Origin of the sequence: Microbacterium sp. zg-YB36, from assembly GCF_024623575.2 — a bacterium.
Taxonomy (GTDB): domain Bacteria; phylum Actinomycetota; class Actinomycetes; order Actinomycetales; family Microbacteriaceae; genus Microbacterium.
In genome coordinates, this window is the sequence record NZ_JANJFD020000002.1 from 30,343 (window position 1) to 53,880 (window position 23,538).

The following is a 23,538-nucleotide window of genomic DNA, read 5'->3' on the forward strand; positions in this document are numbered from 1 at the left end:
GCGAAGAAGCGAGTCGCAACGGAGAGGACGTGAGCGTGGAGCTGAGCCCCACGGCATTCACCGGTCCGCTGCACCTGCTCTTCGGCAGCAGCACCGCGATGCTCCGCCCCACCGGGAGCGCCTTGCCCGTGCCGCCGGCCTCAGACCGGGCGACCTGGGCGCCCGAGAGCGGCGCCGTCGATTCGAGCGCGGTGGCCGAGATCCTCGGCGCTGCCCGCGCCGACATCGGCACCGTGTGGCCGCAGACGATGGCCAGTGCGGCCGCGCGGGTGCACCGCGACGGCGACCGCGACCAGTGGGAGCAGCAGCACTATGCGAGGCAACGTCGGCTCAGCCGTGCTGCCGTCGCCGCCGCCGTCACGCTCGAGGACCGCTTCGTCGACGAGGTGGCGGACGGCATCTGGCAGTTGGCGGAACAGTCGTCGTGGTGCTGGCCGGCCCACGACGACACGATGCAGCGGCACGGGAGCGTCCTGGCGACCGTCACCGACCCGTTCCTCGATCTCGGAGCCGGCGAAGTCGTGGGGCAGCTGGCCTGGCTCGACCACCTTCTCGCCGAGCAGCTCGACCGGCGCTACCCCGGCATCAGGGCTCGCATCCGACACGAAGCCCGGCTGCGCGTGATCGAGCCGTTCCTGCGCCGTCGGGACTGGCATTGGCTGGGACTGGACGGCCATGTCCACAACTGGAGCCCGTGGATCCACGGCAACGTGCTGGTCGCAGCTCTCGCCCTGATCGACGACGGCCCCCAGCGTGATGACGTGGTGCGGCTGGTCGTCGAGGGCATCGACCGCTACGTCGCGGTGCTGCCTGACGACGGCGCCATCGACGAAGGCTATGCGTACTGGTGGAACGGGGCCTGCCGAGCACTCGAAGCGCTCGACATCCTCGCCTTCGCGACAGACGGAACATGGGATGGCGCACCGGGCGTCCCCGCGTTGCGTGAGACGGTCGCCTTCCCGCATCGGATGCACCTGGGCGGGCCCTGGTACGTCAACCTCGCCGACGGTCCGGCACGTCCCCCCGCACACCAGCCGTGGCATGCGCTGCACCGTGCGGCGCGCGCCGTCGGCGACGACGCCGCCCGCGCTCACGCCGCTGCCCACCGCCATCCCGGTGCGCCTGCCGCAACCGAGCACGAGGGATTCGGACGGCTGCTGCGCGGTCTCACCGACGCCGCCTGGCTCGACGCACGGCCACAGCGATCCCCTCTTCCGGCGGACGTCTGGTTGCCCTCGACGCAGGTGCTGCTCGCGCGGCCCGCCGCCGGTTCCTGCGCCGGTCTGACGGTCGTTGCCAAGGGCGGGCACAACGGCGAGAACCACAACCACAACGACGTCGGCTCGTTCATCGTCGCTTCCGACGGTGTGCCCGTCGTCGTCGACGCCGGCCGCCCCACGTACACCGCTCAGACGTTCGGCCCGGACCGCTATGCGATCTGGACGATGCAGAGCAGCTGGCACAACGTGCCGGAGATCGCCGGTGCGCCGCAGGCGGTCGGCGCCGAGCACGCGGCATCCGACGTCGCCGTCGACATCGCCCCGCACACCTCCCGGTTGCAGCTCGAACTGTCCGGCGCGTACGCGCAGGCGGATGCCGGTTCCTGGCACCGCACCGTTGCGCTGGATCGCGGCAGCGGAGCGGTCCATGTCGACGACCGCTGGACCACCGGCGCACCCGGCTCGACGCTGCACCTGCTGCTGGCCGGCGAGGTCACCGCCGCCGCGGGCGAGGCCCGGGTGATCCCGCCGGACCCCGCCCGCCCGGTCCGCATCTCGTGGCCGAGCGATGCCGCATACGTGCTGGAGGTGCGCAAGCTCGACGATCCGATGCTCTCCGAGGTGTGGGGCGCGCACCTGACACGACTCGAAATCGTCCTGGATGACCGCAACGCACTGCGAGTCACGATAGAACAGGACTCACCAGACGAGGACGACCACCGATGACCGATCCCATACCCGCACTGCTTGCCGCCGAACGCCGAGCCCACATCCTGGCGACGATGCAGCGAGACGGTGCGGTGCGCATCTCCCAGCTGACCGAGGAGCTGGGCGCGGCCGCGGTGACCCTGCGCCGAGACCTGGCGCAGCTGGAGCAGGAGGGCCTGCTGGTCCGCGTGCACGGCGGTGCCATCGCGGCATCCGGTCAGCCCACCACCACCCCGGTACCCGTCGCCGTCGACGCCGGATCGATCGCCGTGCTCGTCCCGTCGCTGAACTACTACTGGCCGGGGGTCGTGCGGGGCATGGAGTCGGCCGCGCGCCGGCGCGGCCTGCGCCTCCAGCTGCGCGGTGCGTCATACGAGCTGCAGGATGAGCGCCCCGTGCTGGAGCGGCTGGTGCGCAGCGGCGACGTGCGAGGGCTCATCGTCGCCCCGAACACCGACACCCCGCATGCCCAGGACGTCATTCAGTGGCTCGCCGACTGCGGCACCCCGAGCGTGCTGGTCGAACGGGACGGGATCGTGCAACCCGAGGGGGTGCCCGCCGAATCGGTCACGACCGATCACGCGCTGGGCGCCGTGCTCGCCGCGCGCCACCTCGCCGCGCTCGGGCATCGCAAGGTGGGGCTCGTGCTCTCGCGCAACTCCCCCACGTCGCGCAAGATCGCCGCCGGCTGGGCGGCGGCATGCGACGAGCTCGGGCTCACGCCGGCCGAGCACATCGAATCGACCCTTCCCGACCGGGGCAGCGCGGAGTTCTCCGCCGCCGTGGACGCCACCCTCGACCAGGCGCTGGGCACCGGCGTGACGGCGCTGCTTGTGCATTCGGATCCCGAGGCGATGGCGTTCGTCGACCTCGCTTTCAACCGAGGCATCTCGGTGCCGGAGGATCTGTCGATCATCGCGTACGACGACGAGGTCGCCGAGCTGTTCACCCCGGCGCTGACGGCGATCGCCCCGCCGCGGGTGAGTGTGGGCGAGGCGGCGGTGGAGCTGCTGTCCTCCCGCCTGGCCCACCCCACCCAGGCTGCCCGACGGGTCATCCTCAACCCGCGGCTGCGCGTGCGCGGGTCCACCGCCGCGCCACGCTCCACAGAGCGACCGGCATGATCGACCGTCACGAGCACTCCCCCTGGGACTTCTGGAGCACCGCCGGCGCCGAAGCGCAGACCGCGCAGCGCCGGCTGCAGTCCGATCTCGTCGGCTCGCACCCCGGCTGGGCGTTCGGCGACGAGTGCTTCGTCTCGGAACTGGCCGCAGTCGACGCGGACACCCTGACCCTCGGCGATCGCTCCTACATCGCCGCCGGCGCCTACCTCACCGGCACGCTGCAGATCGGTGCGGACTGCTCGATCAACCCCTACACCGTGGTGCGAGGTACGGTCAGCTTCGGCGATGCCGTGCGGATGGGCGCGCACAGCTCGGTGCTCGGCTTCAACCACTCGATGGCGCCGGGCACCCCGGTGTTCCGCCAGCCGCTGCGCAGCGACGGCGTGCGGATCGGCGACGACGTGTGGATCGGCTCACACGTCGTGGTGCTCGACGGCGTCACGGTCGGCGACCATGCGGTGCTCGCCGCCGGCGCGGTGGTGACCAAGGACGTACCGTCCGGCGCCATCGTCGGCGGCAACCCGGCCCGAGTGCTGCGGTGGCGTCTCGAGCCGGCGTCCGCCGCGTCGCCGCTGGCCGAACGCCTGCGCGATTTCGCCGCCACCGCCCGCGCAGAGGCTCCGGCGCTGCTGGCACGCGCGCGCGATACCGGCACCGGTCTGTTCGTCGACCGTCCCGGTGCCCCGGTGACGGTGCGCGCGCAGGGCGATGCGATCGAGATCGCGGATCTGCTGCTGGGTTCGCCACCACCGGGCACCGAGCGCGCAGGGCTCGTGGCACTCCTGCAGGGCTGGCAGGATGCCGCGACCGGGGCCGTCCCACCCCTTGATGCAGCGGGGCCCACTGACTGGGCAGACGACGACACGGCCTACCACGCGCTCAGCATCGGCTACGCGCTCGACCTGCTGGGTGCCCGCTTCCGGCATCCGCTCGCCGTGATCACCGCCGCGACACCGACCTCGATCGTCGAGCGGCTGCAGGCCCTGCCCTGGACCACGGATCCCTGGAATGCGGGCCACCATGTCGACGCGCTGGGCACCGCCCTGTTGTGGACGAAGCGCCGCGGGGACATCGTGCCGCGCGGAGTCGAGGAGGCGCTGTTCGGGTGGCTCGTGACCCACGCCGACCCTCGCAGCGGAGTGTGGGGCGAGCCACCCGCGGACCTCGGCCTGCTGCCGGTGGTCAACGGCTTCTACCGCGCAGCGCGGGGGACATTCGCGCAGCACGGCGTGCCCGTGCCGTACCCCGAAGCGGTCGTCGACACGGTGCTGCGGCATGCGCGCGACGACCGGTGGCTGCATCCCGCCCGACGTGATGCCTGCACCGTCCTCGACATCGCACATCCGCTGTGGTTGACCCGTGACCGCGGCTACCGCACCACGCATACGCGCGACCTCGCGGAGGATCTGCTGCACCATGCCTTGGACAACTGGCATCCGGGCGCCGGAATGGCCTTCCGTGCCGAGGCGACCGACCCGGGGCTACAGGGCACGGAAATGTGGCTCGCGATCATCTGGTACCTGGCCGATCTGCTCGGTGTCTCGGACGCGTTGGGCTATCGCCCGCGCGGCGTGCACCGGCCCGAGCCCGCTCCGCTGCCGTAACGTCCTACCCGCCTCCCCGAAAGGGAACCCGTGAGCACTTTCTCCATCGGCGAGACCGACTTCCTCCTCGACGGCCGCCCGCACCGCGTCATCGCCGGCGCGCTGCACTACTTCCGCGTGCACCCGGGGCAGTGGGCCGATCGCATCCGCAAGGCGCGCCTCATGGGGCTCAACACGATCGAGACATACGTCGCGTGGAACGCCCACGAGCCGGTGCGGGGGCAGTGGAACACCACCGGCTCCAACGACCTGGGCCGATTCCTGGATCTGGTCGCTGCGGAGGGCATGCACGCGATCGTGCGACCGGGGCCGTACATCTGCGCCGAATGGCACAACGGCGGGCTACCGGTGTGGCTGACCAGCACCCCCGGCATCCGGCTGCGCCGATCGGATGCCGCCTACCTCGAGGCCCTCGAGGTGTACCTGCGGCGCGTGTACGCGATCGTCGCACCGCGGCAGATCGACCGCGGCGGCAACGTCGCGCTGGTGCAGATCGAGAACGAGTACGGCGCGTACGGGTCGGACCAGGACTACCTCGCCGAACTGGTGCGCATCACCCGCGACGCCGGCATCACCGTGCCGCTGACGACGGTGGACCAGCCGATGGACGACATGCTCGCCGCCGGGACGCTCCCCGGGCTGCACACCACCGGGTCGTTCGGGTCGCGGGCGGCCGAGCGCCTCGCGACGCTGCGCGCCCACCAGCCGAGCGGACCGCTGATGTGCTCGGAGTTCTGGGATGGCTGGTTCGACTGGTGGGGCGGGGTGCATCACACGACGGATGCCGCCGATGCCGCCGCCGAGCTGGACACCCTGCTGGCGGCGGGCGCGTCGGTGAACATCTACATGTTCCACGGCGGGACGAACTTCGCCCTCACCAACGGCGCCAACGACAAGGGCCGGTACCTGCCGATCGTGACGTCCTACGACTACGACGCCCCGCTGGACGAAGCGGGCAACCCGACCCAGAAGTACCACGCGTTCCGCGAGGTCATCGCCCGCTACGCCCCGGTGCCGGACGAGGTGCCCGCGGCTGCGCCGGCTGCCCCGGTGTTCGAAATGGCGCTGCGGCCGGTCGGCGGCACGGTCGCAGGGGATGACGCGAGTGTGACGCGCGAGCACCCGGCGACGTTCGAGGACCTCGCACACCTGGGCGCGCTGCTGCGCTACGAAGCCGATCTCCCCGCGGACTTCACCGGCGGCATCCTGTCGTTCGAGGAGGTGCGCGACCAGGCCTGGGTGTCCGTCGACGGCGTGCGCATCGGCACCATCTCGCGGACGCGCCACGAGCGGGCGCTGCGGATTCCCGCCGGGCGCCGAGTGAGCGTGCTGGTCGAGGAGCAGGGGCGCGTCAACTACGACGTCCGCCTCGGCGAGCCGAAGGGGCTGATCGGCACCGCGATGCTCGGCAGCGCAGCGCTGACCGGTTGGACGGCGACGCCGATCGATCTGGCGGATGCGGCATCCGCCCCCGAGCTGGTCGTGCTCGAGGGCACGTTCACGCTCGAGGAGCCTGCCGACCTGTTCCTGGACACCGCCGGCTGGGGCAAGGGGTTCGTGTTCGTCAGCGACCTGCTGCTCGGCCGCTACTGGGCCAACGGGCCGCAGCGCACCCTGTACGTCCCCGCGCCCGCAACCCGCCCCGGCACGAACCGGATCCGCGTGATCGAGCTCGACCAGGTCCTCGATCCCACGGCCCGCTTCGTCGCCGCCCCCGCCCTGGGCCCGTCCGCCGAGTAGCCGGCCCGCCCAGCCCCACCCACCTGAACCGTGAGACCACAGCTGGTGGCCGAGACAGTGGGAAACAACCACGGTCTCGGCGACCAGGTGTGGTTTCAGCGTGGGGTGCGGCGGGCCAGGGCGGCGCCGGCGGCGCGGAGGTGGCGGGCCGGGTGGGCCAGCGATGACTCGGGGCTGCCGGCGAGGTCGGTGAGGGAGACGGATGCCGCGAAAGCGGCGGTGTCGGCGGTGATGCGGCCCGCGACGAGCGCGGTGGGCACCCCGGCAGCCGCGGCGAGCGCGGCGACGAACGTCGGCACCTTGCCGGCGGCGGACTGACCGTCGAACGAGCCCTCGCCGGTGACGACGAGGTCGGCGCCGGCCACCGCCTGGCGCAGTCCGATCAGCTCCGCCACTTCCGGCGCCCCGGGGACCAGCCGCGCGCCCCAGGTGAGCAGGCCGAAGCCGGTGCCGCCGGCGGCCCCCGCTCCTGGCGTGGCGGGGTCGACCGGCACCAGGTGCGCCCAGCGGGCCAGCGCGGCGTCGGCGCGCACCACGCCGTCGGGATCCAGACCCTTCTGCGGGCCGAACACCGCCGCGGCGCCGCGGGACCCGAGAAGCGGATTGGTCACGTCGGTCAGCACCACCGCACCTCCCGGCGGCAGCGGCCGCAGGCCGGCGAGGTCGGTGGCGGCAAGCGCGTCCAGGCCGCGCGCTCCGGGGGCGACGTCGGCGCCGGAAGCGTCGGTGAAGCGGGCGCCGAGCGCGCGCAGCACGCCGATGCCACCGTCGGTGGAGGCACTGGATCCGATGCCCAGCACGAGCCGGGAGACGCCGTGATCGAGCGCGGCGGCGATGGCCTGCCCGAAGCCGGTGGTGTCGGCATCCCACGGCAGGCGGCGCGGTCCGAGCAACTCGATGCCGGAGGTGGATGCGAGTTCGACCACGCCGGTGCCGGCGGGGGCATCGGCAGTGGGCGGCAGCAGCAGCCACGACACCTCGACTTCGGCCGCGTCGGGCCCGGTCACCCGCACCGGCATCCGCACCGCGCCGTCGACGGCGGTGGCGAACGCGTCGAGCGTGCCCTCTCCCCCGTCCGCCATGGGACGCAGCACCATCGCGGCATCCGGCTCGACGTCGAGCCAGCCGTCGGCCAGCGCACGCGCGGCATCGGCCGCCCCGATCGACCCTTTGAAGCTGTCGAGGGCGACGACGATGTTCACGGGCGCGGCGGCGTGCTGTCGCGCAGGCGCACCTCGAGCCGCAGCGGCTGCGGCGTCCAATCGGGGTCCGTCGCAGCGCGGAAGGTCTCCAGGCCCACGTCGGCCAGCGGCACGGCCACGGTCGACAGCGCCGGGGTCACGTCGCGGCTGGTGGGGATGTCGTCGAAGCCGGCGAAGGCGATGTCGGTACCCGGTTCGCGACCCGCGTCCCGCACGGCGGACATGGCACCGATGGCCACGACGTCGCTGACCCCGAACACCACGGTGCCCGCCGCCACGCCGTCGGCGAGGGCCGCGGTCATCAGCTCTGCGCCCGATGCGCGGGAGAAATCGCCGCGGTACACCCGGGGAGTCCCGCCGCCACCCGCCGTGAAGCCTTCGGCGAATCCGGCGAGACGGCTGTCGCTGGTGATGACGCCTTCCGCCGCCGCCAGCGCGATCGCGCTGCGGTAGCCGCGCTCGGCCAGCGCCGCACCCAGAGCGCGGGCGCCGTCGCGGTTGTCGATCTTGACGGTGCGCACGCTGTCGGTGCCGACGCCCAGCGCCACGACGCGCCCGCCCGCCGCGGTCACGAGGTCCAGCTCGGCCAGCAGTTCCGGGGCGATCTCCGGTGCCGTCCGGGAGGCCGCGAGGATCACGCCGCGCGGCCGCTGACCTCGCAGCGCCCGCACCAGGCGCACCTCGCGTTCGGTGTCGCGCTCGGTGATGGCGACGGTGACGACCAGACCGGCCTCGTCGGCACCCTGCGCGACCCCCGAGGCGATCTCGCCGAAGTAGGGGTCGGCGATATCGGCCACCAGCAGCGCGATGATCGCGGAGGTGCCCCGTGCCGTCGCCTGCGCGGAGAGGTTCGCGGTGTACCCCAACCGCGTCGCGGCGGCCTGCACCCGCTCCCGGTAGGACTCTGCCACCTTGCGGTTCGAGCCGTTGAGCACCCGAGACGCGGTCGCCAGCGACACCCCGGCCTCCCGCGCGACGTCATGGAGCGTGGCGGAGCCGGACCGCAGGCGTTCGGTGGTCACGATCGCGATTCTAGGGGGACGGCCAGGTGCGGCGAGACCGCCCCGCCGAACGCCGCCGCGGTGCGCTGCACCGCCACGAGCGGGTCGGTGGCCCAGACGTCCTCGTTGAAGATCTCCACTTCGATGTCGCGGTCGTATCCGGTGGCCATGACCGCACGGGTCAGCGCCGCCAGATCGATGACCCCATCCCCGGGATAGTGGCGGCCCAGCAGCACGTCGGCCGGCAGCGGTGTCTTCCAATCGCACACCTGGTAGGTGGCGATGCGCCCCTCGGCGCCGGCGCGGGCGATGGATGCCGCAACGTCGGGGTCCCAGAAGATGTGGAAGGTATCGACGGTCGCCCCGACAACGGCGGGGTCGAAGTCCGCCGCGATGTCGAGCGCCTGGCCCAGGGTCGATACGACGCAGCGGTCGGTGGCGTACATCGGATGCAGCGGCTCGATCGCCAGGGTCACTCCCGCGGCCGCGGCGTACGGTACCAGCTCGCCGATCGCGTCGCGCACGCGCTCCCGGGCGCCCACGAGGTCGCGTGACCCCTCCGGCAGCCCCCCGGCGACCAGCACCAGGATCGCCGTGGACCCGGCCGCCCCCGCGGCGGCCAGCGTCGCGGCCTCATCGATCGCGACGCGGTTGTCATCGATCGACGCGCGGCGGGCGGGACCCTCCGGCATCGTGAAGAACCCGGCGCGGCAGTGCGTGGTGAACCGCAGCCCGGAGTCGGTGAGCATGCGTGCGGCCACCGCCAGCCCGACCTCCTGCACCGGCTCCCGCCACAGTCCGATCGCCGGCACGCCCGCCTCGGCGGTGACCCGCAGCGCCGTGGCGAGGTCGGCGTATTTGATCGTGGCCTGGTTGATCGACAAGCGGGGATCCACCGCGTTCATGCATCCACTCCGTTCAGGCGCAGCAGTCCGTGCCAGCGGGCGGCGGCCAGTTCCGGCTGCTCCAGCGCGGCGGCGGCGTTGGCAAGCTCCACGATGCGCGACAGATGAGGCAGGCTCCGCGCCGAGTGCAGGCCGCCGACCATCTGGAAGGCGCTCTGGTGGCCGTTGAGCCAGGCGAGGAAGGCGACGCCGGTCTTGTAATAGAAGGTCGGCGCGGCGAACACCTGCCGGCTGAGTTCCTCGGTGGGTCCGAGGATCTCCAGGTACCGGGCGGGGTCGCCGGCATCCAGCGCCTGGATCGCCGCCGAAGCCACCGGGGTGAGCGCGGCGAACGCGCCCAGCAGCGCATCGGAGTGCTGCCGCGGGCTCGCCGGGTCGCGATCGGGCTGGGCGGCGTCGGGCACGTCTCCGCCGCCGATGAGACCGACGTAGTTGAAGTCGTCCCCGGTGAACATGCGCACGCCCGCGGGCAGGCGCTCGCGCACCGACACCTCGGATGCGGCATCCAGCAGGCTCATCTTGACGCCTGAGACCTTGTCGACGTTCTCGCCGATGATCTCCAAGAGCACCTCGGATGCCGCGCGCCAGTCGGTCGACCCGAAGTAGGCGCTGAGCTGCGGGTCGAAGGCGGTGCCCAGCCAGTGCAGCACGACCGGGGTCGTCGCCGCCTGCAGCACCGCGCGGTACACGCGGCGGTAGTCGTCGGCTGATTCGGCGGCGCGGGCCAGATGCCGGCTGGCCATGAGCACGGGGCCGGCGCCCTGTTCCTCGGTGAAGTGCAGCTGCTCGAGGTAGGCGGCGATGATCTCGTCGATCGAGAGGGTCTCCGCCTCGATGTGGTCGGTGTTGACCCCGACGACGACCGAGCCGCCCTCTTCCCGGGCGACGGCGGCGGATCGGGCGATGAGCTCACGGGTGGCTGCGGCATCCAGCCCCATGTTGCGCTGCGCGGTGTCCATGGCATCTGCCACGCCCAGGCCCCAGGAGTACACCGAGCGGCGGAAATCCAGCGTGGCATCCCAGTCGATCTGCGCCGGCTGCCCCGGGGTGTTGTCCCCCCACGCGACCGGCACGACGTGCGCGGCGGCGTAGGCGACGCGGCTGCGGAGCGCCCCGGTGGGCTTGGCGTAGCCGGGCGCGTCCTTCAGCGCCGCGGCGGTGACGACGCCGTCGGCACCGAGCAGGGTCAGCGTCGTCACGGTGCCTCCAGCGTGAGGGCGGGCAGCGTCACCTTGCAGCCGTCGCGGCTGGAGCGCAGGCCCGCCTCGGCCAGCAGCACGCCGCGGGCGCCGGCGAGCAGGTCGAAGGCGTAGTCGGTGCCGGTGGCGTAGGAGATGAGGAACTCCTCCCACTGCTGCCGGAAGCCGTTCTGGAACACCTCGTTGACGGGGACGTCGGCCCAGTCGGCGTCGTAGTCGTGGTCGTCGGCGAGGTCGGGGTTCCACACCGGCTTGGGGGTGGCGTTGCGGTGCTGGATCTTCGCGCCGAACAGGCCCACGACGGCCGAGCCGTGCGTGCCGTCGACGTGGAACTCCACCAGCTCGTCGCGGTTGACCCGCACCGTCCAGCTGGAGTTGATCTGGGCGACGATCCCGCCGTCGAGCTCGAAGATGCCGTACGCGGCATCCTCAGCGGTGGCGGTGTAGTGCTCGCCCTTCTCGTCCCAGCGGTCGGCGATGTGCACGGCTGCCTGGGCGTAGACGGTCTTGATGGGGCCGAACAGGTTCTCCAGCACGTAGTTCCAGTGCGGGAACATGTCGACGATGATGCCGCCGCCGTCTTCGGTGCGGTAGTTCCAGCTCGGGCGCTGCGCGGGCTGCCAGTCACCCTCGAACACCCAGTAGCCGAACTCGCCGCGGACCGACAGGATGCGGCCGAAGAACCCGGAGTCGATCAGGCGCTTGAGCTTCTGCAGCCCCGGCAGGTACAGCTTGTCGTGCACGACCCCGGTCTTGACCCCGGCCTCGGCGGCGAGCTTGGCAAGCTCCAGCGCCTCATCCACCGACTCGGCGGTGGGCTTTTCGGTGTAGATGGTCTTGCCGGCGGCGATCGCCTTGCGCAGGGCACTGGCGCGGGCCTTGGTGACGAGGAAGTCGGCGTAGATCTCCCAGCGGGGATCAGCCAGAGCGGCATCCAGGTCGGTCGTGTAGTCCTCGATGCCGTGGCGGGCGGCCAGTTCGGCGAGCTTGGCCTCGCTGCGGCCCACGAGCAGCGGCTTGACGGTCACCTTCGAGCCGTCCGGCAGCTCGATGCCGCCCTGGTCGCGGATCGCGAGGATCGAGCGCACCAGGTGCTGGCGGTAGCCCATGCGCCCGGAGACGCCGTTCATGATGATCCCGATCTCGCGCACCTGCGGAGCGGATGCCGGGGCGGATGCGTCCAGGGTGGTCGTCTCTGACACTGTGGTTTCCTTCTGCTCGGCGCTGCCCGAAATGTCGGTAAGCGCTTTCCGATTCTTCATCCTGACATCGGAAGACGCTTTCCGCAAGCCTTCCGCTGTTCGCTGCTGTCGTGAGGGTCGGAGATGGGCCGAGCGTAGGACGAAACCGGGTGGATCCGTCCTACGCTCGCCCCATTTCCTACGCTCGACACGCGACTGTGCCTACGCCAGCCGCACCGCGACCCAAGACACCGGCGGCAGCGCCACGGTGAGCGCGGCACCCTCCAGCGTCGTCTCGAGCGGCCGCACCCCCACCCGCTCCGGGTCGGCGAGTGTGTTCGCGGCGTACATGTCGTCCTCGTGCAGCAGGTGCGCCTCCACGACGGCGAGGTCGCGGCCGAACTCCGCCGCCACGCCCGACAGATCCAGCCGCAGGTCGGCTGCTTCGGTCAGCGACCGATTCACGACGAAGACGCTCACGCCGTCGTCGTCGACGGTCGCGACGGCGTTGACGTTCGCGACCTCGCCGAAGCGCTCGCTCGGGAACGTGCCGGCATCCACCGGCACCCGCACGACGCGGTCTCCGGCCAGGCGCGAAGTGATCGAGAACGGGAAGAACGTGGTCTGCCGCCACGCGATCCCGCCCGGCTCGGTCATGATGGGCGCGATGACGTTCACCAGCTGCGCCAGGGACGCCGATCGCACCCGGTCGGCGTGCTGCAGCAGCGTGATCATGAGGTCACCGAAGACGACGGCATCCAGCGCGCTGTACTGGTCTTCCAGAAGCCGCGGCGCGACCGGCCAGCCGGTCTCCTTCGGCTTGTCGTTCTGTCCCCCGTTGTCGTTGTGGAGGTACCAGACGTTCCACTCGTCGAAGGAGATCATGATGCGCTTGTCGCTCTTCTTGGTGGCAGCCACCGCGTCGGTGATCGCGCTGACCGCTTCGATGAACCGGGCCATGTCTACGCCGGAGGCGAGGAACTCCTGCGCGTTGCCGCCCATCTCCTGGTAATAGGAGTGGCAGGAGATGTAGTCCACATCGTCGAAGGCGTGCTCCAGCACCGTGCGCTCCCACGACCCGAACGTGGGCATTCCGCTGGCGGAGGAGCCGCACACGACCAGCTCGATGCCCGGATCGAGCATGCGCATCGCCTTGGCGGTGCGCGACGCGAGCTTGCCGTAGTCCTCGGCGTTGCGATGCCCGAGCTGCCAGGGGCCGTCCATCTCGTTGCCCAGGCACCACATGGTGACGGCGAAGGGATCGTGGCGTCCGTTGGCGGCGCGCCGGCGGGTCCAGTCTGTGTCGGCGTTCGCGTTGGCGTACTCGAGGAGGTCAAGGGCCTCCTGCGTGCCCCGCGTACCGAGGTTCACCGCGAGCATCAGATCGCTGCCGACCCGGTCGAGCCAGTCGGCGAACTCGTGCAGCCCGACCTCGTTGGTCTCGGTCGAGTGCCACGCCAGATCCAGGCGACGGGGGCGCTGGTCGCGGGGCCCGACGCCGTCCTCCCACCGGTAGCCGGAGACGAAGTTGCCGCCGGGATAGCGGATCGTGGAGACCCCGAGTTCGCGGACCAGCTCGATCACGTCGGCACGGAACCCGTCGGCATCCGCCGTGGCGTGCGCCGGTTCGTAGATGCCGTCGTAGATGTGGCGGCCGAGGTGCTCGACGAAGCCGCCGAACAGGCGGCGGTCGAGCCGAGCGGTCTCGAAGCGGGGGTCGACGGAGCCGTGGGCAGACATCACGAGGAGCGGTTTCCTTCCGGAGGGGTTTCAGGCACGCCCGCGACGGCGGGTGGGGACGGCGACGACGGCGAGCGCGGCGCAGCCGATGGCGGGGATGAACAGCGGCACGAGCACCCAGGTGACCACCACGACGAAACCGGCGGTGGCGACCAGGTAGGCAGCTCCCGCGATGTCTCCCGTGACCCGGCGCGGCACGGTGCGGATCGCCGCGAGCCAGCCGGTCTGCGGCGTCCAGGCGGCGGCCGCGGTCAGCAGCGTCAGCGCGACCACCGCCAGGCCCACCCAGCCGATGACTTCGATGACTGCCCCGCCGGGGAGGAACCCGGACCGCGCGAGGTCGATGTCCAGCAGCAGCACGAGGGCCGCCACCAGTGCGACCAGGCCGACCACGGCACCCGGCAGCAGCCCGCGCCGCACATCGCGCCAGAACAACTCCTGCCGGGAGTCCTCCGCCGCGGTGAAGCGGCGCAGGTGCCGGATGCCGGCAGCCAGCGCGACCGGGAGGGTGATCACCAGCACGCTCACCACCGTCACCAGGAGCCCGGTGAGCATCACCTCACCGAACAGCGCGAACCGGCCGGTGGCCCCCGGATACTGCGCCGGAGGCCGCTCCTGGGGTACCGGTCCGGCGCCGGAGATCTCGTCCCGGCGCGCGGCTTTCTGCTCGCGACGGCTCACGGCGGGGGTCATCACTAGCCCTTGAGCCCCTGGGTGGCCACGCCGTCGACCAGGAATCGCTGGAAGACGATGAAGAACAGCAGGATCGGGATGAGCGCGACGAACGACGCGGTCACCGTGGCGCCGTAGTCGCTCGAGGACGTCTGGTCGTTGTAGAGGCGCAGCGCGATGGGAAGCGGGTAGTTCTCGGGGCTGGTGAGGTACAGCAGCGGTCCCAGGAAGTCGTTCCAGGCCCAGATGAAGGCAAAGATCGCGCAGGTGATGAGCGCCGGCCTGATCAGCGGCAGCACGATCGACCAGAAGATGCGCAGGTGCCCCGCGCCGTCGATCTTCGCGGCCTCATCCATGTCACGCGGCATCTGCCGGATGAACTGCACGAGCAGGAAGACGAAGAACGCCTCGGTGGCGAGGAACTTCGGCAGCAGCAGCGGCCAGAACGTGTCGACCATGCCGAGGTTGTTGAACAGGATGTACTGGGGAATGATCACGACGTGGAACGGCAGCAGCAGCGTGCCGATCATCGCGGCGAAAAGGATGCTGAGGCCCCTGAACTGCAGGCGGGCGAACGCGTAGGCGGCGAGCGAGGAAGAGATCAGGGTGCCGATCACCGACACGGCGGCCAAGAGGAACGAGTTCCAGAAGAAGCGCCACATCGGCACTCCGGCGATGCCCTCCATCACCTTGATGTAGTTGTCGATCGTCGGGTTGTTGGGGATGAGGCCGGGGTTCTGGCCGAACTCCGCGTTCGGCTTGAACGTCGACATGAACAGCCACACGAGCGGATAGAGCACGATCGCGGTGATCGCCAGCAGCACGACGAACCAGATGACCGTCTGCCACGTCTTGCGCTTGATCCTGCGACGGGGGGTGGTCTTGCTGTCGGGGTCGACCTGGTTCTCGACCTGGATGAGCGCGTTCTCGGAGAACGAAGAAGTAGTCATCGGTTGTCTCCCGAGTAGTGGACCCAGTTCTTCTGGGTGCGGAAGAGGATCAGGGCGATGATCGCGACGACCACCAGCAGCACCCAGGCGATCGCGGCTGCGTAGCCCATGCGTCCGTCGGCGAAGCCCGTCTTGTAGAGGTAGACGGTGATGAAGTTGGTCATGCCGGCGGGTCCGCCGCTGCCGTTGGAGATGATGTAGGCCGAGCCGAAGACCTGGAAGGCGCCGATGAGGCCCAGCAGCAGGTTGAAGAAGATGACCGGCGACAGCATGGGCACCGTGACGGCGCGGAAGCGACGCCACGCGTTCGCCCCGTCCATCTCGGCCGCCTCATAGAGCTCCTTCGGGACCTGCTTGAGGCCGGCGAGGAAGATCACCATCGTGCCGCCGAACTGCCAGACCGCCAGCAGGATCATCATCGGCAGGATGAGGCTCGGCTGGCCGATCCAGCCGCCCAGGTCGATCCCGAAGACATTCAGGCCGTTGTCGACGGGACCGTCGGTGTTGAACATGGCGCGCCAGACGATCGCGACCGACACCGAAGCGCCGATCAGCGACGGGGCGTAGAAGGCGGAACGGAAGAACGCGGCGCCCTTGTCGCGGTAGTTCAGCAACATCGCCACGGCCAGTGACGCCAGCAGCGAGATCGGCGTGCCGATGAACACGTAGATGAGCGTGATCTGCGCCGACTGCATGAAGTTGGGGTCGTCCGTGAAAAGGCGGACGTAGTTGTCGAAGCCGATCCACTTGGGCGGCGAGAAGATGTTGTAGCTCGTGAACGACAGGTACAAGGAGTACGCCATCGGCAGCAGCGTCAGGCCGAAGAACCCGATGAGCCAGGGCACGAGGAACCCGTAGCCGGCGATGGTCTCCTTGCGGGCCCGCTGTCGCTGGCCCGGGCGGGACAGGTGCTCGGGTCGCTCCTTGCGCACGGTCCGCCGCCGGTCGGACGGCTCTTTCGTGACGATGACCCTGGTCGCAGTGGTGCTCACGGGTACTCCTGGTGTGATGAGGGAGTGTGCAGGTGGTGTCCGGGGCCCGGACGATGAGTCCGGGCCCCGGAAGCGGGTCATCCGTTGAGGACGATGTCCATCTCGCTGAAGAACTGCGCGACGGCCTCGTCAACCGTGATGGTGCCGAAGTTCAGCTCCGTGCCCAGCTGGCGGAACTTCTCCTCCAGCGTGCCGAAGCCGACGATCGGCACCGGCGGGGCGTCGCCCAGACGGTCGGCGATGGCAGCCTCGTGGTCGGCGACCTGCTGGCTCAGCGGGTCGAGCTCGGCTGCCTCAAGGGCGGTCTCCGAGGCGGGGAGACCACGGTTGGTGCCGAAGATCGCACCTGATTCGGGCGAGTTGATGAGGAAGTTGACCAGCGTGGCTGCTGCCTCGGGGTGATCGGACTTCGACGAGATCGCGTGCAGCATCGAGGGCTTCAGGTACAGATCCTTCGCGCCCTCCTCGGTCACCGGCGGCTCGAGCAGGTTCAGCTCGGTGTAGCCCTCTCCGAGGTTCGCGAGGTAGCCGGCACCGAAGTTGTCCCAGGTGAGCTCGGCGGCCTGCATGCCGGTGTCGAACGGCCCCAGCGGAACCAGTTCCTCGATGCGCTGCTGCGGGACGGCCACGCCGTCGCGCAGCGGAGCGCCCTCTTCCCAGAACTCGGTGAGGCGCTCCTCGTCGAAACCAGGCTCGCCCTCCTCGTTGAAGAGGTAGGAGTCCTCCGAGCGCAGCTGCAGTTCGAAGTTCTGGATGCGGCCGGTGTAGTCGCTGCCGCCGTAGAACTCGCCCCCGCCGGCCTCGGTGATCTCGGTCATCCATTCGGCGTAGTCGTCCCACGAGCCGCCGGCGAAGTCCTCGACGCCGACGCTTTCGAGCACCACCGGGTTGGTGAACAGGCCCCAGGCGTTGGTGGAGGTCGGGATCGCGTACGTGGCGTCGTTCACGACACCGATCGAGAGGATGTTCTCGGAGAGCGGCTCGGTCTCGATGATCTCGCCCAGGAACGGGTCGAGGTCCAGGAGCAGGTCGTTCTCGGCGTACTGGCGCAGGTACGAATAGTCGAACTGCATGACGTCGGGAAGACCGCCGCCGGCCGCCTCGGTCTGACGCTTCTCCCAGAACTCGGGGAAGCCCAGGAACGAGGCGTTGACGGTGATGTTGGGGTATTCCTCGTTGAACGCCGCGATGGCCTCGTTGTAGAGCTCGGCGCGCACGTCGTTGCCCCAGAACGCGAGGTCGAGGGTGACCTTTTCGTTCGGGTCGAATTCCTCGGCCGGCTCGGCGTCTCCGCCGCCTCCGGCGCAGCCGGCGAGGGCCAGGGCCGCGCCGGTTGCAAGGGCGACTGCAGTGATCGCCCGTTTGGTGCTGAACATCTTTGTCCTTTCCTGGAACGTCCGTGTCCGTGTTGCTTCCGCGGGACGTTCGTTGTCCGTGAGTGTGCGGTGCGCTCCCGATGCTGAGGTCGGGAAAGCGCTTGCCCGCAACCGTACTACGTGCTGAAACGTTTCGCAAGACATCCGGAAGACGCTTTCCAGCCCGGTTTCCGGGGGAGCCCCGCTAGACCACTGCGGTGATAAGTGTGCCATCCGTTACCCGCAGCAGGATGCGGTACACCGCGCACCGGCGGTCGTCGACGGTGTCATCCTCGAAGAGGTGCGCCGCGGTGCGCGCGGGGTGGCCGAAGTAGTAGAACCAGGAGTCGTCGCCGTCGCGCACGGCAGCGCCGTGGTGGCCGAACCCGGGTCCGGCGACCTCGCCGGCGCCGAGAATGACGGCATCCTCACCGCCCTGCCGTTCCCACGACACCGCGTCGGCGGACCGATACACGCCCATCCCCCGCCACTCGTCCACGATGAGCCACCACCAGCCGCCGAGCTCGAATGCACTCGGCCCCTCGTGCGGTCGCCCGCCGATGGCGGTGCCCTCGTCGCGCCAGGCGGAGAGGTCGTCCGAGACGGCGACCTTCGTCACGCTGTCAGCGGCTTCGTCCTTGTACCACAGGCGCCACCGGCCGTCGGGGGTGCGGGCGACGGCGGCGTCGATGACGCGGTCGCTGGCAAGCTCCAGTGGCCCCCGCCGCTCCCATCGGGCCAGGTCATCCGAGTTGTATTCCACGATCGTGCGGGCGTGACCCGGCCAGCGGTCGGGCACGCCGTCGATCTCGGTGAGGTACATGCGCCAGCGGTCCCCGTCGTGCACCACCTCGGGTGCCCAGTGGGTCACGGCTACCACAGCGGGCGGCGGGCCCGGCTCGAGCGCGAGGCCGGCGGCATCCGGCTCCAGCATGCCGGCGTACTGCCATGCCACCCCGTCGCGCGAGCGGGCGACGCCGATGCGGCTGCCGTGCACCCAGGCCACTCCCGGACCCGGATCGGAGTGGGTCGCCCGGCGCTGGGTGTAGAACATCCACCAGGTGCCCTCCGGCGCGATCACGACGGTCGGGTCGGTCGCCCGTCGTACACCGGGTCGCGGTACAGCTCGGCGGAGGTCACCCGCCCACGCCGCGCATGTCGGCGACCGGGCTGGCGAACCCGCTGCGGTGCGTGGGGTGCACGGCGAGATCGGCCGGAGTGATCACGGCGCCGTCGGCGGCCGCGGAGGCGTAGATCGCCGCGACGAGCTCGAGCGACCGTGCCGGTGCGTCGGCAGTGGGCGGCAGCGGCGTGCCCGCGCGCAGCGCATCGAACACGTCGCGCAGCAGCGGCGCATGGTCGCTGCGTTCCTCGGCCTCGGGCAACTGCCACGCCGCGGCGCGGTCCTCGAAACCAGGGGCGGGGGTGATCGCCCAGTTCTCGTGGCCGTGGCCGTAGACGTGATCGACGGTGACGGTGGCCTGCTGCGTATCTATGCGGATGGAGCTGGTCTCGCGGGGCGACACGGCGCTGGTGACCACCTGCGCCACGACACCGTCGGCAAAGGTGACCGTCGCCGTGGAGGCATCCTCGGTCTGAGTCTCGCGGTCCAGGCGCCACAGCCGCGCCTGCACGCTGGTCCACTCTCCCAGCAGGAACGCCAGCAGGTCGAGCTGGTGGATGCCGTGACCGAGGGTCGTCCCACCGCCCTCGGTCTCCCACGAGCCTCGCCACGGCACCGCGAAGTAGGCGGCATCCCGGTACCAGAGCGTCTGGCACACCGCGATGAGGGGCCGGCCCAGCGCGCCCTCCTGCAGCAGTCGTCGCACGTGCGCGGCGGCGGTGCCGGTGCGCTGCTGGAACACGACGGCCAGCTGGCGGTCGGCGGTGACGGCGGCCCGGCGCATCTCGTCGAGCTCGTCCAGCGACGGCGCCGGGGGCTTTTCCACCACGACGTGGGCGCCGGCGGCGAACGCGGCGAGCGTCTGGGCGCGATGGGCGGCCGGCGGCGTGCAGATCAGCACGACGTCGGGACGCTCGGCGGCGAGCATCCCCTCGAGGGTGTCGTGCACGACGGGGCCGCCCCAGCGCTGGGCGAACGCCTCTGCGGCATCACGACTGAGGTCGCTGACGGCGACGAGTTCGGCGTCGGGATAGGCGGCGACGGCGCGGGCGTGGAAGTGCGCGACGGAGCCGGTGCCGACGATCACGCAGCGAAGCGGGGTGGTCATGCGGGGTGCCTTCCGAGGGTCGGTGCGCCGGGGTCCGGCCGGGGTCCACCCTAGGAGGTTCGGACGGAAAGCGCTATCCGGGGTTAGCCTCGGGCCATGGACCCCCTTCTGCTCGTGCTGCTGGTCGCCGCCGTCACGTGCGCGGCGTGCTGGATCCTGTCCCTGATCACCAAGGACACCTCCTGGGTCGACCGGATCTGGTCGATCGTGCCGGTCGTGTACGTGTGGATCTTCACGATCGTGGCCATCCTGGCCGGGCGGGATGCGCTGCGGCTGATCGTCATGGCGCTGCTCGTGACGGCGTGGGGGGTACGACTGACCTTCAACTTCGCCCGCAAGGGCGGCTACTCCGGCATGGAGGACTACCGGTGGGCGATCCTGCGGCAGCGGATGACCCCCGCCCAATTCCAGGTGTTCAATCTGCTGTTCATCGTGCTGTACCAAAACGCGCTGCTCGTGCTCATCACGTTGCCGGCACTGATCGCCTGGCAGCATCCGTCCCCCTTCACGGGGTGGGATGCCGCGCTGGCGGTGCTGTTCCTGGCGTTCCTGATCGGCGAGCTCATCGCCGACCAGGAGCAGTGGAACTTCCACCAGGCCAAGAAGCGCGCCGGCGGCACGCTGGAGCCCGGTTTCGTCACGACGGGCCTGTTCCGCGTGAGCCGGCATCCGAACTTCTTCTTCGAGCAGGCGCAGTGGTGGGCCTTCTATGGGATCGGCGCGGTCGCGGCCGTCTCGGCCGGGCTGGGCGTCTGGGGCGGCCTGGTCAATTGGACGATCGCGGGAGCGGCGCTGCTGAGCGTGCTGTTCATCGGATCGACGATCTTCACCGAGTCGATCAGCGCCGCCAAGTACCCCGCGTACGCCGACTATCAGCGGCGCACGTCGATGCTCGTGCCGTGGCCGCCGCGGCGGCCGGTGGCATCCGCGCGCACCTAGCGCCGATCAGCCGGCCGGCCAGCGCCACGTCTGCAGCCGTCCGCACATGCCGTAGCCCCGCTCCCCAGGGGTGGCGTCGGCGCGCGCGACGGATGCCGCGGCCAGAGTGCCCGGTTCGCCCGCGGCCAGTGCCGCCAGCTGCGCGCGGGTGCGCTCGGTCTCCGCGGCGACGGTGGCCTCCCAGGTGGCGGTCCACCCCGCGACGCGGGACTGCACCAGCCGGGCGGCACGCGCGTGGAGGGCTGCCAACGCGGCCGGTCCCTCGGCGCGGACCGCAGCCCGCAGCTGCTCGTAGCCGTGAAGGGCAAGGTCGCGCCGCGCGCGGGCGGCGTCGGCGCGCCCCTCGCCTGCCGGCAGCGTGGCTGCCGCCGCGTAGGCGTCGGGGTCATCCAGCACGTCGGCGGGGAAGGTAAGCACCGCGTCGCCGGCTTCTGGCAGCCCGGCATTGGACATCACGACCAGCAGCCGCAGGTCGCCGTCGTTGACGAGACGGTGCACGGTGCCGGGCGAGAACCACACCACGTCGCCCGCGGCGAGCGCATGCTCCTCGGCGCCGCGCGAGGACAGCGTGTGGACGGCGCCGGACCCGCCGACGACGACGTACCCCTCGCTCGAGGCGGTGTGCAGGTGCGGCGAGCCGCCGCGGCACCCGTCTGCGGCTTCCCAGTCGTACACGGCCAGGTCGCTGAGGGCGACCCCGCCGGGAAACAGCGGCGCCGTCATGACCCGGCTCCGAGCAGGTCGCGCACCGCGGCGGCGAGCGCGGCGGCACGGTCGGCGTCGCCGTCGCCGATTCCCACCCCGTACCGGAAGGTGACCGTCTCGCCCGCGCCGACGACGAGCTCCTCACTGAAGAAGGGTGCCGGGTTCAGGCAGGCGAACTCCTCGGAGCGGGCGAACCACTGCGGCGGGTGATGCGGATTGTCCGTGGCATCCACCATGACGATGAGCGATGCCGCGTCGACCTCGTCATGCCGGCCGGCGAAGCCCATCCACTCGTGCCGCTGCCCTCGTACGTCGCTGCCTGACCCGGTTCCGTCGGAGGTGACGAGCGTGCCGCCGGTGAACGAGCGGGGGCCGCGCCAGAACAGGCCGCCGTAGCCGGCATTGTCCCGGCCCTTCGTGGTGGGAGAGCCGATCGCGATGTCGGCATCCGACACGTTGGTCATGGTGGTCTGGAACGTCAGCGCCCAGGCGTCGTCGTCGAGGATGCGCGCGGTGATGGTGCGCCGCTCGGTGAACAGGCGGATGCCGGCTTCGGTGATCCACTCCAGGTCGTGCGCGAACGCCGCGACACCGTCGTCGTCGACTCCGCTGGCCTCGATCGCCCGGTGCGCCTGGGCGCCGTCGTTGGGAAGCTGCACGTAGAACTGGCCGTGCACGTAGGTCGGCCCACCCCAGAAGTTCTCCTCGCCCACGACCGGCAGCGACCACGCGATGCCCTTGTGCCACACGTGGTCATGCGGCCGGTACAGGCTCACGACGTGACCGGAGCGGGTGCGCAGCGGATGCAGGTAGGGCTTGGGGGATTCCAGTTGCGGCGAGTCGGGCACGTAGGTGTAGCGCAGCAGCTCGACGTCGCCGTCACGGACGGCGAACGCCGTGGCGTCGTCGTGGTCGATCTCCAGGGTCATCGTGTCGTCTCCAATGCGGGCTTGATCGGCGCCCAGGGGACGGCGCCGCCGTCCATCGAACGCAGGAACGGGTCGTCGCCGGCGATCTCGCCGGCCCGCACCGGCACACCGCGGAACGCCGAGGCGTAGGTGGCGGCGGCCAGCTCCAGGGTGCGGCGGGCGTCGTCGGCATCCACCCCGGGGGCTGCGCCGATCTCGAGTGCGTCGACGATCGCGGCGAGCTGGCTGGTGTGGCTGCTGATCGGCTCGGCGGGATCCTGCGTCCACCGCTCGGCGAGGTGCTCGTGGCCGTGCGCGGGGGTGAAGGTCCAGTCGGCGTCGGTGTAGCCGTAGAGGTGCTCGACCTCGACGGTGGCGTATTCGAAGTCGAAGCGCAGCCGGGAGGTCTCCCGCGGCGACACGATCGAGTTGACCACGGTGGCCAGGGCTCCGTTCTCGAACTCGACGAGCGCCATCGACACGTCCTCGGTGTCGGTGGGCAACGACTGACGCGCGGCGAACGCGGTCAGCCGCGCCCAGGGTCCCAGCACCGCCAGCAGCAGATCGAACTGGTGGATGCCGTGACCCATCGTCGGCCCGCCGCCTTCGATCTGCCAGCGCCCGCGCCAGGGCAGGTCGAAGTAATCGGGGGTGCGGTGCCACAGCGTTTCGCACGTGGCCACGAGCGGCCTTCCCAGCGCACCCTCTGCGGCCAGTGCCTGCAGCCGACGGGCGGCCCCGCCGAATCGGTGCTGGAAGACGGTGAGGGCGGGCACCCCGGTCTCCCGCGACACGGCGACGAGTTCGTCCATCTCGGCCAGGCTCAGCGCTGTCGGCTTCTCGATCAGAGCGGGCACGCCGGCGCGCAGCGCCGCGATCGCCAGCGGCACGTGCGTCTGCGGCGGCGTGCAGATGTGCACGAGGTCGAGGGGCTCGGCGGCCAGCAGCGCAGCGGCATCCGGGTACACCGCCACCGCACCGAACCGTTCGGCGAACGCCGCCGCACGGTCGGCGTCGACGTCGACGACGGCGGCCAGGGTGATGCGCGGCGCGAGGTCGGCGAGCGCCTGGGCGTGCGCATGCGCGATCGCCCCGGTGCCGATGATGGCGGCCCGCAGGGGCCGGTGTGCGGTAGCGGCATCCGTCATGGTGCTCCTTTGCA

General features: G+C 70.8%; 20 protein-coding genes. 5 read left to right on the forward strand and 15 right to left on the reverse strand.

Annotated features, from left to right (window positions below; genetic code table 11):
• Positions 1-29: 29 nt before the first annotated feature.
• From NQ151_RS09065 to NQ151_RS09080, 4 genes are read left to right on the forward strand one after another with little or no spacing between them, the layout of a single operon-like run.
• Entirely contained in the window at positions 30-1,946 is a 1,917-nt protein-coding gene (locus NQ151_RS09065) for a heparinase II/III domain-containing protein (protein WP_257527872.1), read from the forward strand.
• The gene (locus NQ151_RS09070; protein ID WP_257507635.1) at positions 1,943-3,052 is read left to right on the forward strand and encodes a substrate-binding domain-containing protein; all 1,110 of its coding nucleotides are present in this window, start codon (positions 1,943-1,945) and stop codon (positions 3,050-3,052) included. The genes NQ151_RS09065 and NQ151_RS09070 overlap by 4 nt, the downstream gene beginning before the upstream one ends.
• Positions 3,049-4,656 (forward strand): acyltransferase, encoded by a 1,608-nt coding sequence (locus NQ151_RS09075; protein WP_285891974.1) that lies wholly within the window; start codon positions 3,049-3,051, stop codon positions 4,654-4,656. The genes NQ151_RS09070 and NQ151_RS09075 overlap by 4 nt, the downstream gene beginning before the upstream one ends.
• Positions 4,657-4,686: 30 nt before the next feature.
• Complete coding sequence (locus NQ151_RS09080) at positions 4,687-6,396, forward strand: glycoside hydrolase family 35 protein (protein ID WP_257527873.1); 1,710 nt, start codon at positions 4,687-4,689, stop codon at positions 6,394-6,396.
• 95 nt (positions 6,397-6,491) lie between these two features.
• Here the strand turns inward: NQ151_RS09080 and NQ151_RS09085 are convergent, their stop codons facing one another.
• The 12 genes from NQ151_RS09085 to NQ151_RS09140 all read right to left on the reverse strand — a co-directional run bounded on the left by NQ151_RS09085 (position 6,492) and on the right by NQ151_RS09140 (position 19,824).
• Positions 6,492-7,598: a glycerate kinase gene (locus tag NQ151_RS09085; protein WP_257527874.1), complete on the reverse strand. Its 1,107-nt coding sequence runs from the start codon at positions 7,596-7,598 to the stop codon at positions 6,492-6,494.
• A complete protein-coding gene (locus tag NQ151_RS09090; RefSeq protein WP_257507632.1) occupies positions 7,595-8,620 on the reverse strand; it encodes a LacI family DNA-binding transcriptional regulator in 1,026 nt (341 codons plus the stop codon). The genes NQ151_RS09085 and NQ151_RS09090 overlap by 4 nt, the downstream gene beginning before the upstream one ends.
• Positions 8,617-9,504 (reverse strand): sugar phosphate isomerase/epimerase family protein, encoded by an 888-nt coding sequence (locus NQ151_RS09095; protein ID WP_257507631.1) that lies wholly within the window; start codon positions 9,502-9,504, stop codon positions 8,617-8,619. Before NQ151_RS09095 ends, NQ151_RS09090 begins: the two co-directional genes overlap by 4 nt.
• On the reverse strand, positions 9,501-10,703 hold the full coding sequence (locus tag NQ151_RS09100; RefSeq protein ID WP_257507630.1) for a dihydrodipicolinate synthase family protein: 1,203 nt from the start codon (positions 10,701-10,703) through the stop codon (positions 9,501-9,503). Before NQ151_RS09100 ends, NQ151_RS09095 begins: the two co-directional genes overlap by 4 nt.
• A complete protein-coding gene (locus NQ151_RS09105; protein WP_257507739.1) occupies positions 10,700-11,833 on the reverse strand; it encodes a Gfo/Idh/MocA family protein in 1,134 nt (377 codons plus the stop codon). The genes NQ151_RS09100 and NQ151_RS09105 overlap by 4 nt, the downstream gene beginning before the upstream one ends.
• 273 nt (positions 11,834-12,106) lie before the next feature.
• Positions 12,107-13,624 (reverse strand): arabinosylfuranosidase ArfA, encoded by a 1,518-nt coding sequence (gene arfA / locus NQ151_RS09110; RefSeq protein ID WP_257527894.1) that lies wholly within the window; start codon positions 13,622-13,624, stop codon positions 12,107-12,109.
• Positions 13,625-13,654: 30 nt separating this feature from the next.
• Positions 13,655-14,317 (reverse strand): hypothetical protein, encoded by a 663-nt coding sequence (locus NQ151_RS09115; RefSeq protein WP_257507629.1) that lies wholly within the window; start codon positions 14,315-14,317, stop codon positions 13,655-13,657.
• A 2-nt stretch (positions 14,318-14,319) separates the two neighbouring features.
• Positions 14,320-15,246, reverse strand: coding sequence for a carbohydrate ABC transporter permease (locus NQ151_RS09120; protein WP_257507628.1), 927 nt, complete (start codon positions 15,244-15,246; stop codon positions 14,320-14,322).
• Entirely contained in the window at positions 15,243-16,238 is a 996-nt protein-coding gene (locus NQ151_RS09125) for a carbohydrate ABC transporter permease (protein ID WP_257507627.1), read from the reverse strand. The genes NQ151_RS09120 and NQ151_RS09125 overlap by 4 nt, the downstream gene beginning before the upstream one ends.
• Before the next feature lie 77 nt (positions 16,239-16,315).
• Positions 16,316-17,614, reverse strand: a complete 1,299-nt coding sequence (locus tag NQ151_RS09130) for an ABC transporter substrate-binding protein (protein WP_257507626.1) — start codon at positions 17,612-17,614, stop codon at positions 16,316-16,318.
• Positions 17,615-17,798: 184 nt separating this feature from the next.
• Positions 17,799-18,674 (reverse strand): family 43 glycosylhydrolase, encoded by an 876-nt coding sequence (locus NQ151_RS09135; protein WP_257527875.1) that lies wholly within the window; start codon positions 18,672-18,674, stop codon positions 17,799-17,801.
• Between the two features lie 55 nt (positions 18,675-18,729).
• On the reverse strand, positions 18,730-19,824 hold the full coding sequence (locus tag NQ151_RS09140) for a Gfo/Idh/MocA family protein (protein ID WP_257527876.1): 1,095 nt from the start codon (positions 19,822-19,824) through the stop codon (positions 18,730-18,732).
• Between the two features lie 96 nt (positions 19,825-19,920).
• Here NQ151_RS09140 and NQ151_RS09145 point away from each other — a divergent pair, with 96 nt between their 5' ends.
• On the forward strand, positions 19,921-20,763 hold the full coding sequence (locus NQ151_RS09145) for a DUF1295 domain-containing protein (protein WP_257527877.1): 843 nt from the start codon (positions 19,921-19,923) through the stop codon (positions 20,761-20,763).
• Positions 20,764-20,769: 6 nt separating this feature from the next.
• Here NQ151_RS09145 and NQ151_RS09150 read toward each other — a convergent pair whose 3' ends face one another.
• The 3 genes from NQ151_RS09150 to NQ151_RS09160 are packed head-to-tail and all read right to left on the reverse strand — an operon-like array spanning position 20,770 to position 23,524.
• Complete coding sequence (locus NQ151_RS09150) at positions 20,770-21,486, reverse strand: cupin domain-containing protein (protein WP_257527878.1); 717 nt, start codon at positions 21,484-21,486, stop codon at positions 20,770-20,772.
• On the reverse strand, positions 21,483-22,397 hold the full coding sequence (locus tag NQ151_RS09155; protein ID WP_257527879.1) for a DUF6807 domain-containing protein: 915 nt from the start codon (positions 22,395-22,397) through the stop codon (positions 21,483-21,485). The genes NQ151_RS09150 and NQ151_RS09155 overlap by 4 nt, the downstream gene beginning before the upstream one ends.
• Positions 22,394-23,524: a Gfo/Idh/MocA family protein gene (locus tag NQ151_RS09160; protein WP_257527880.1), complete on the reverse strand. Its 1,131-nt coding sequence runs from the start codon at positions 23,522-23,524 to the stop codon at positions 22,394-22,396. The genes NQ151_RS09155 and NQ151_RS09160 overlap by 4 nt, the downstream gene beginning before the upstream one ends.
• Between the last annotated feature and the right edge of the window lie 14 nt (positions 23,525-23,538).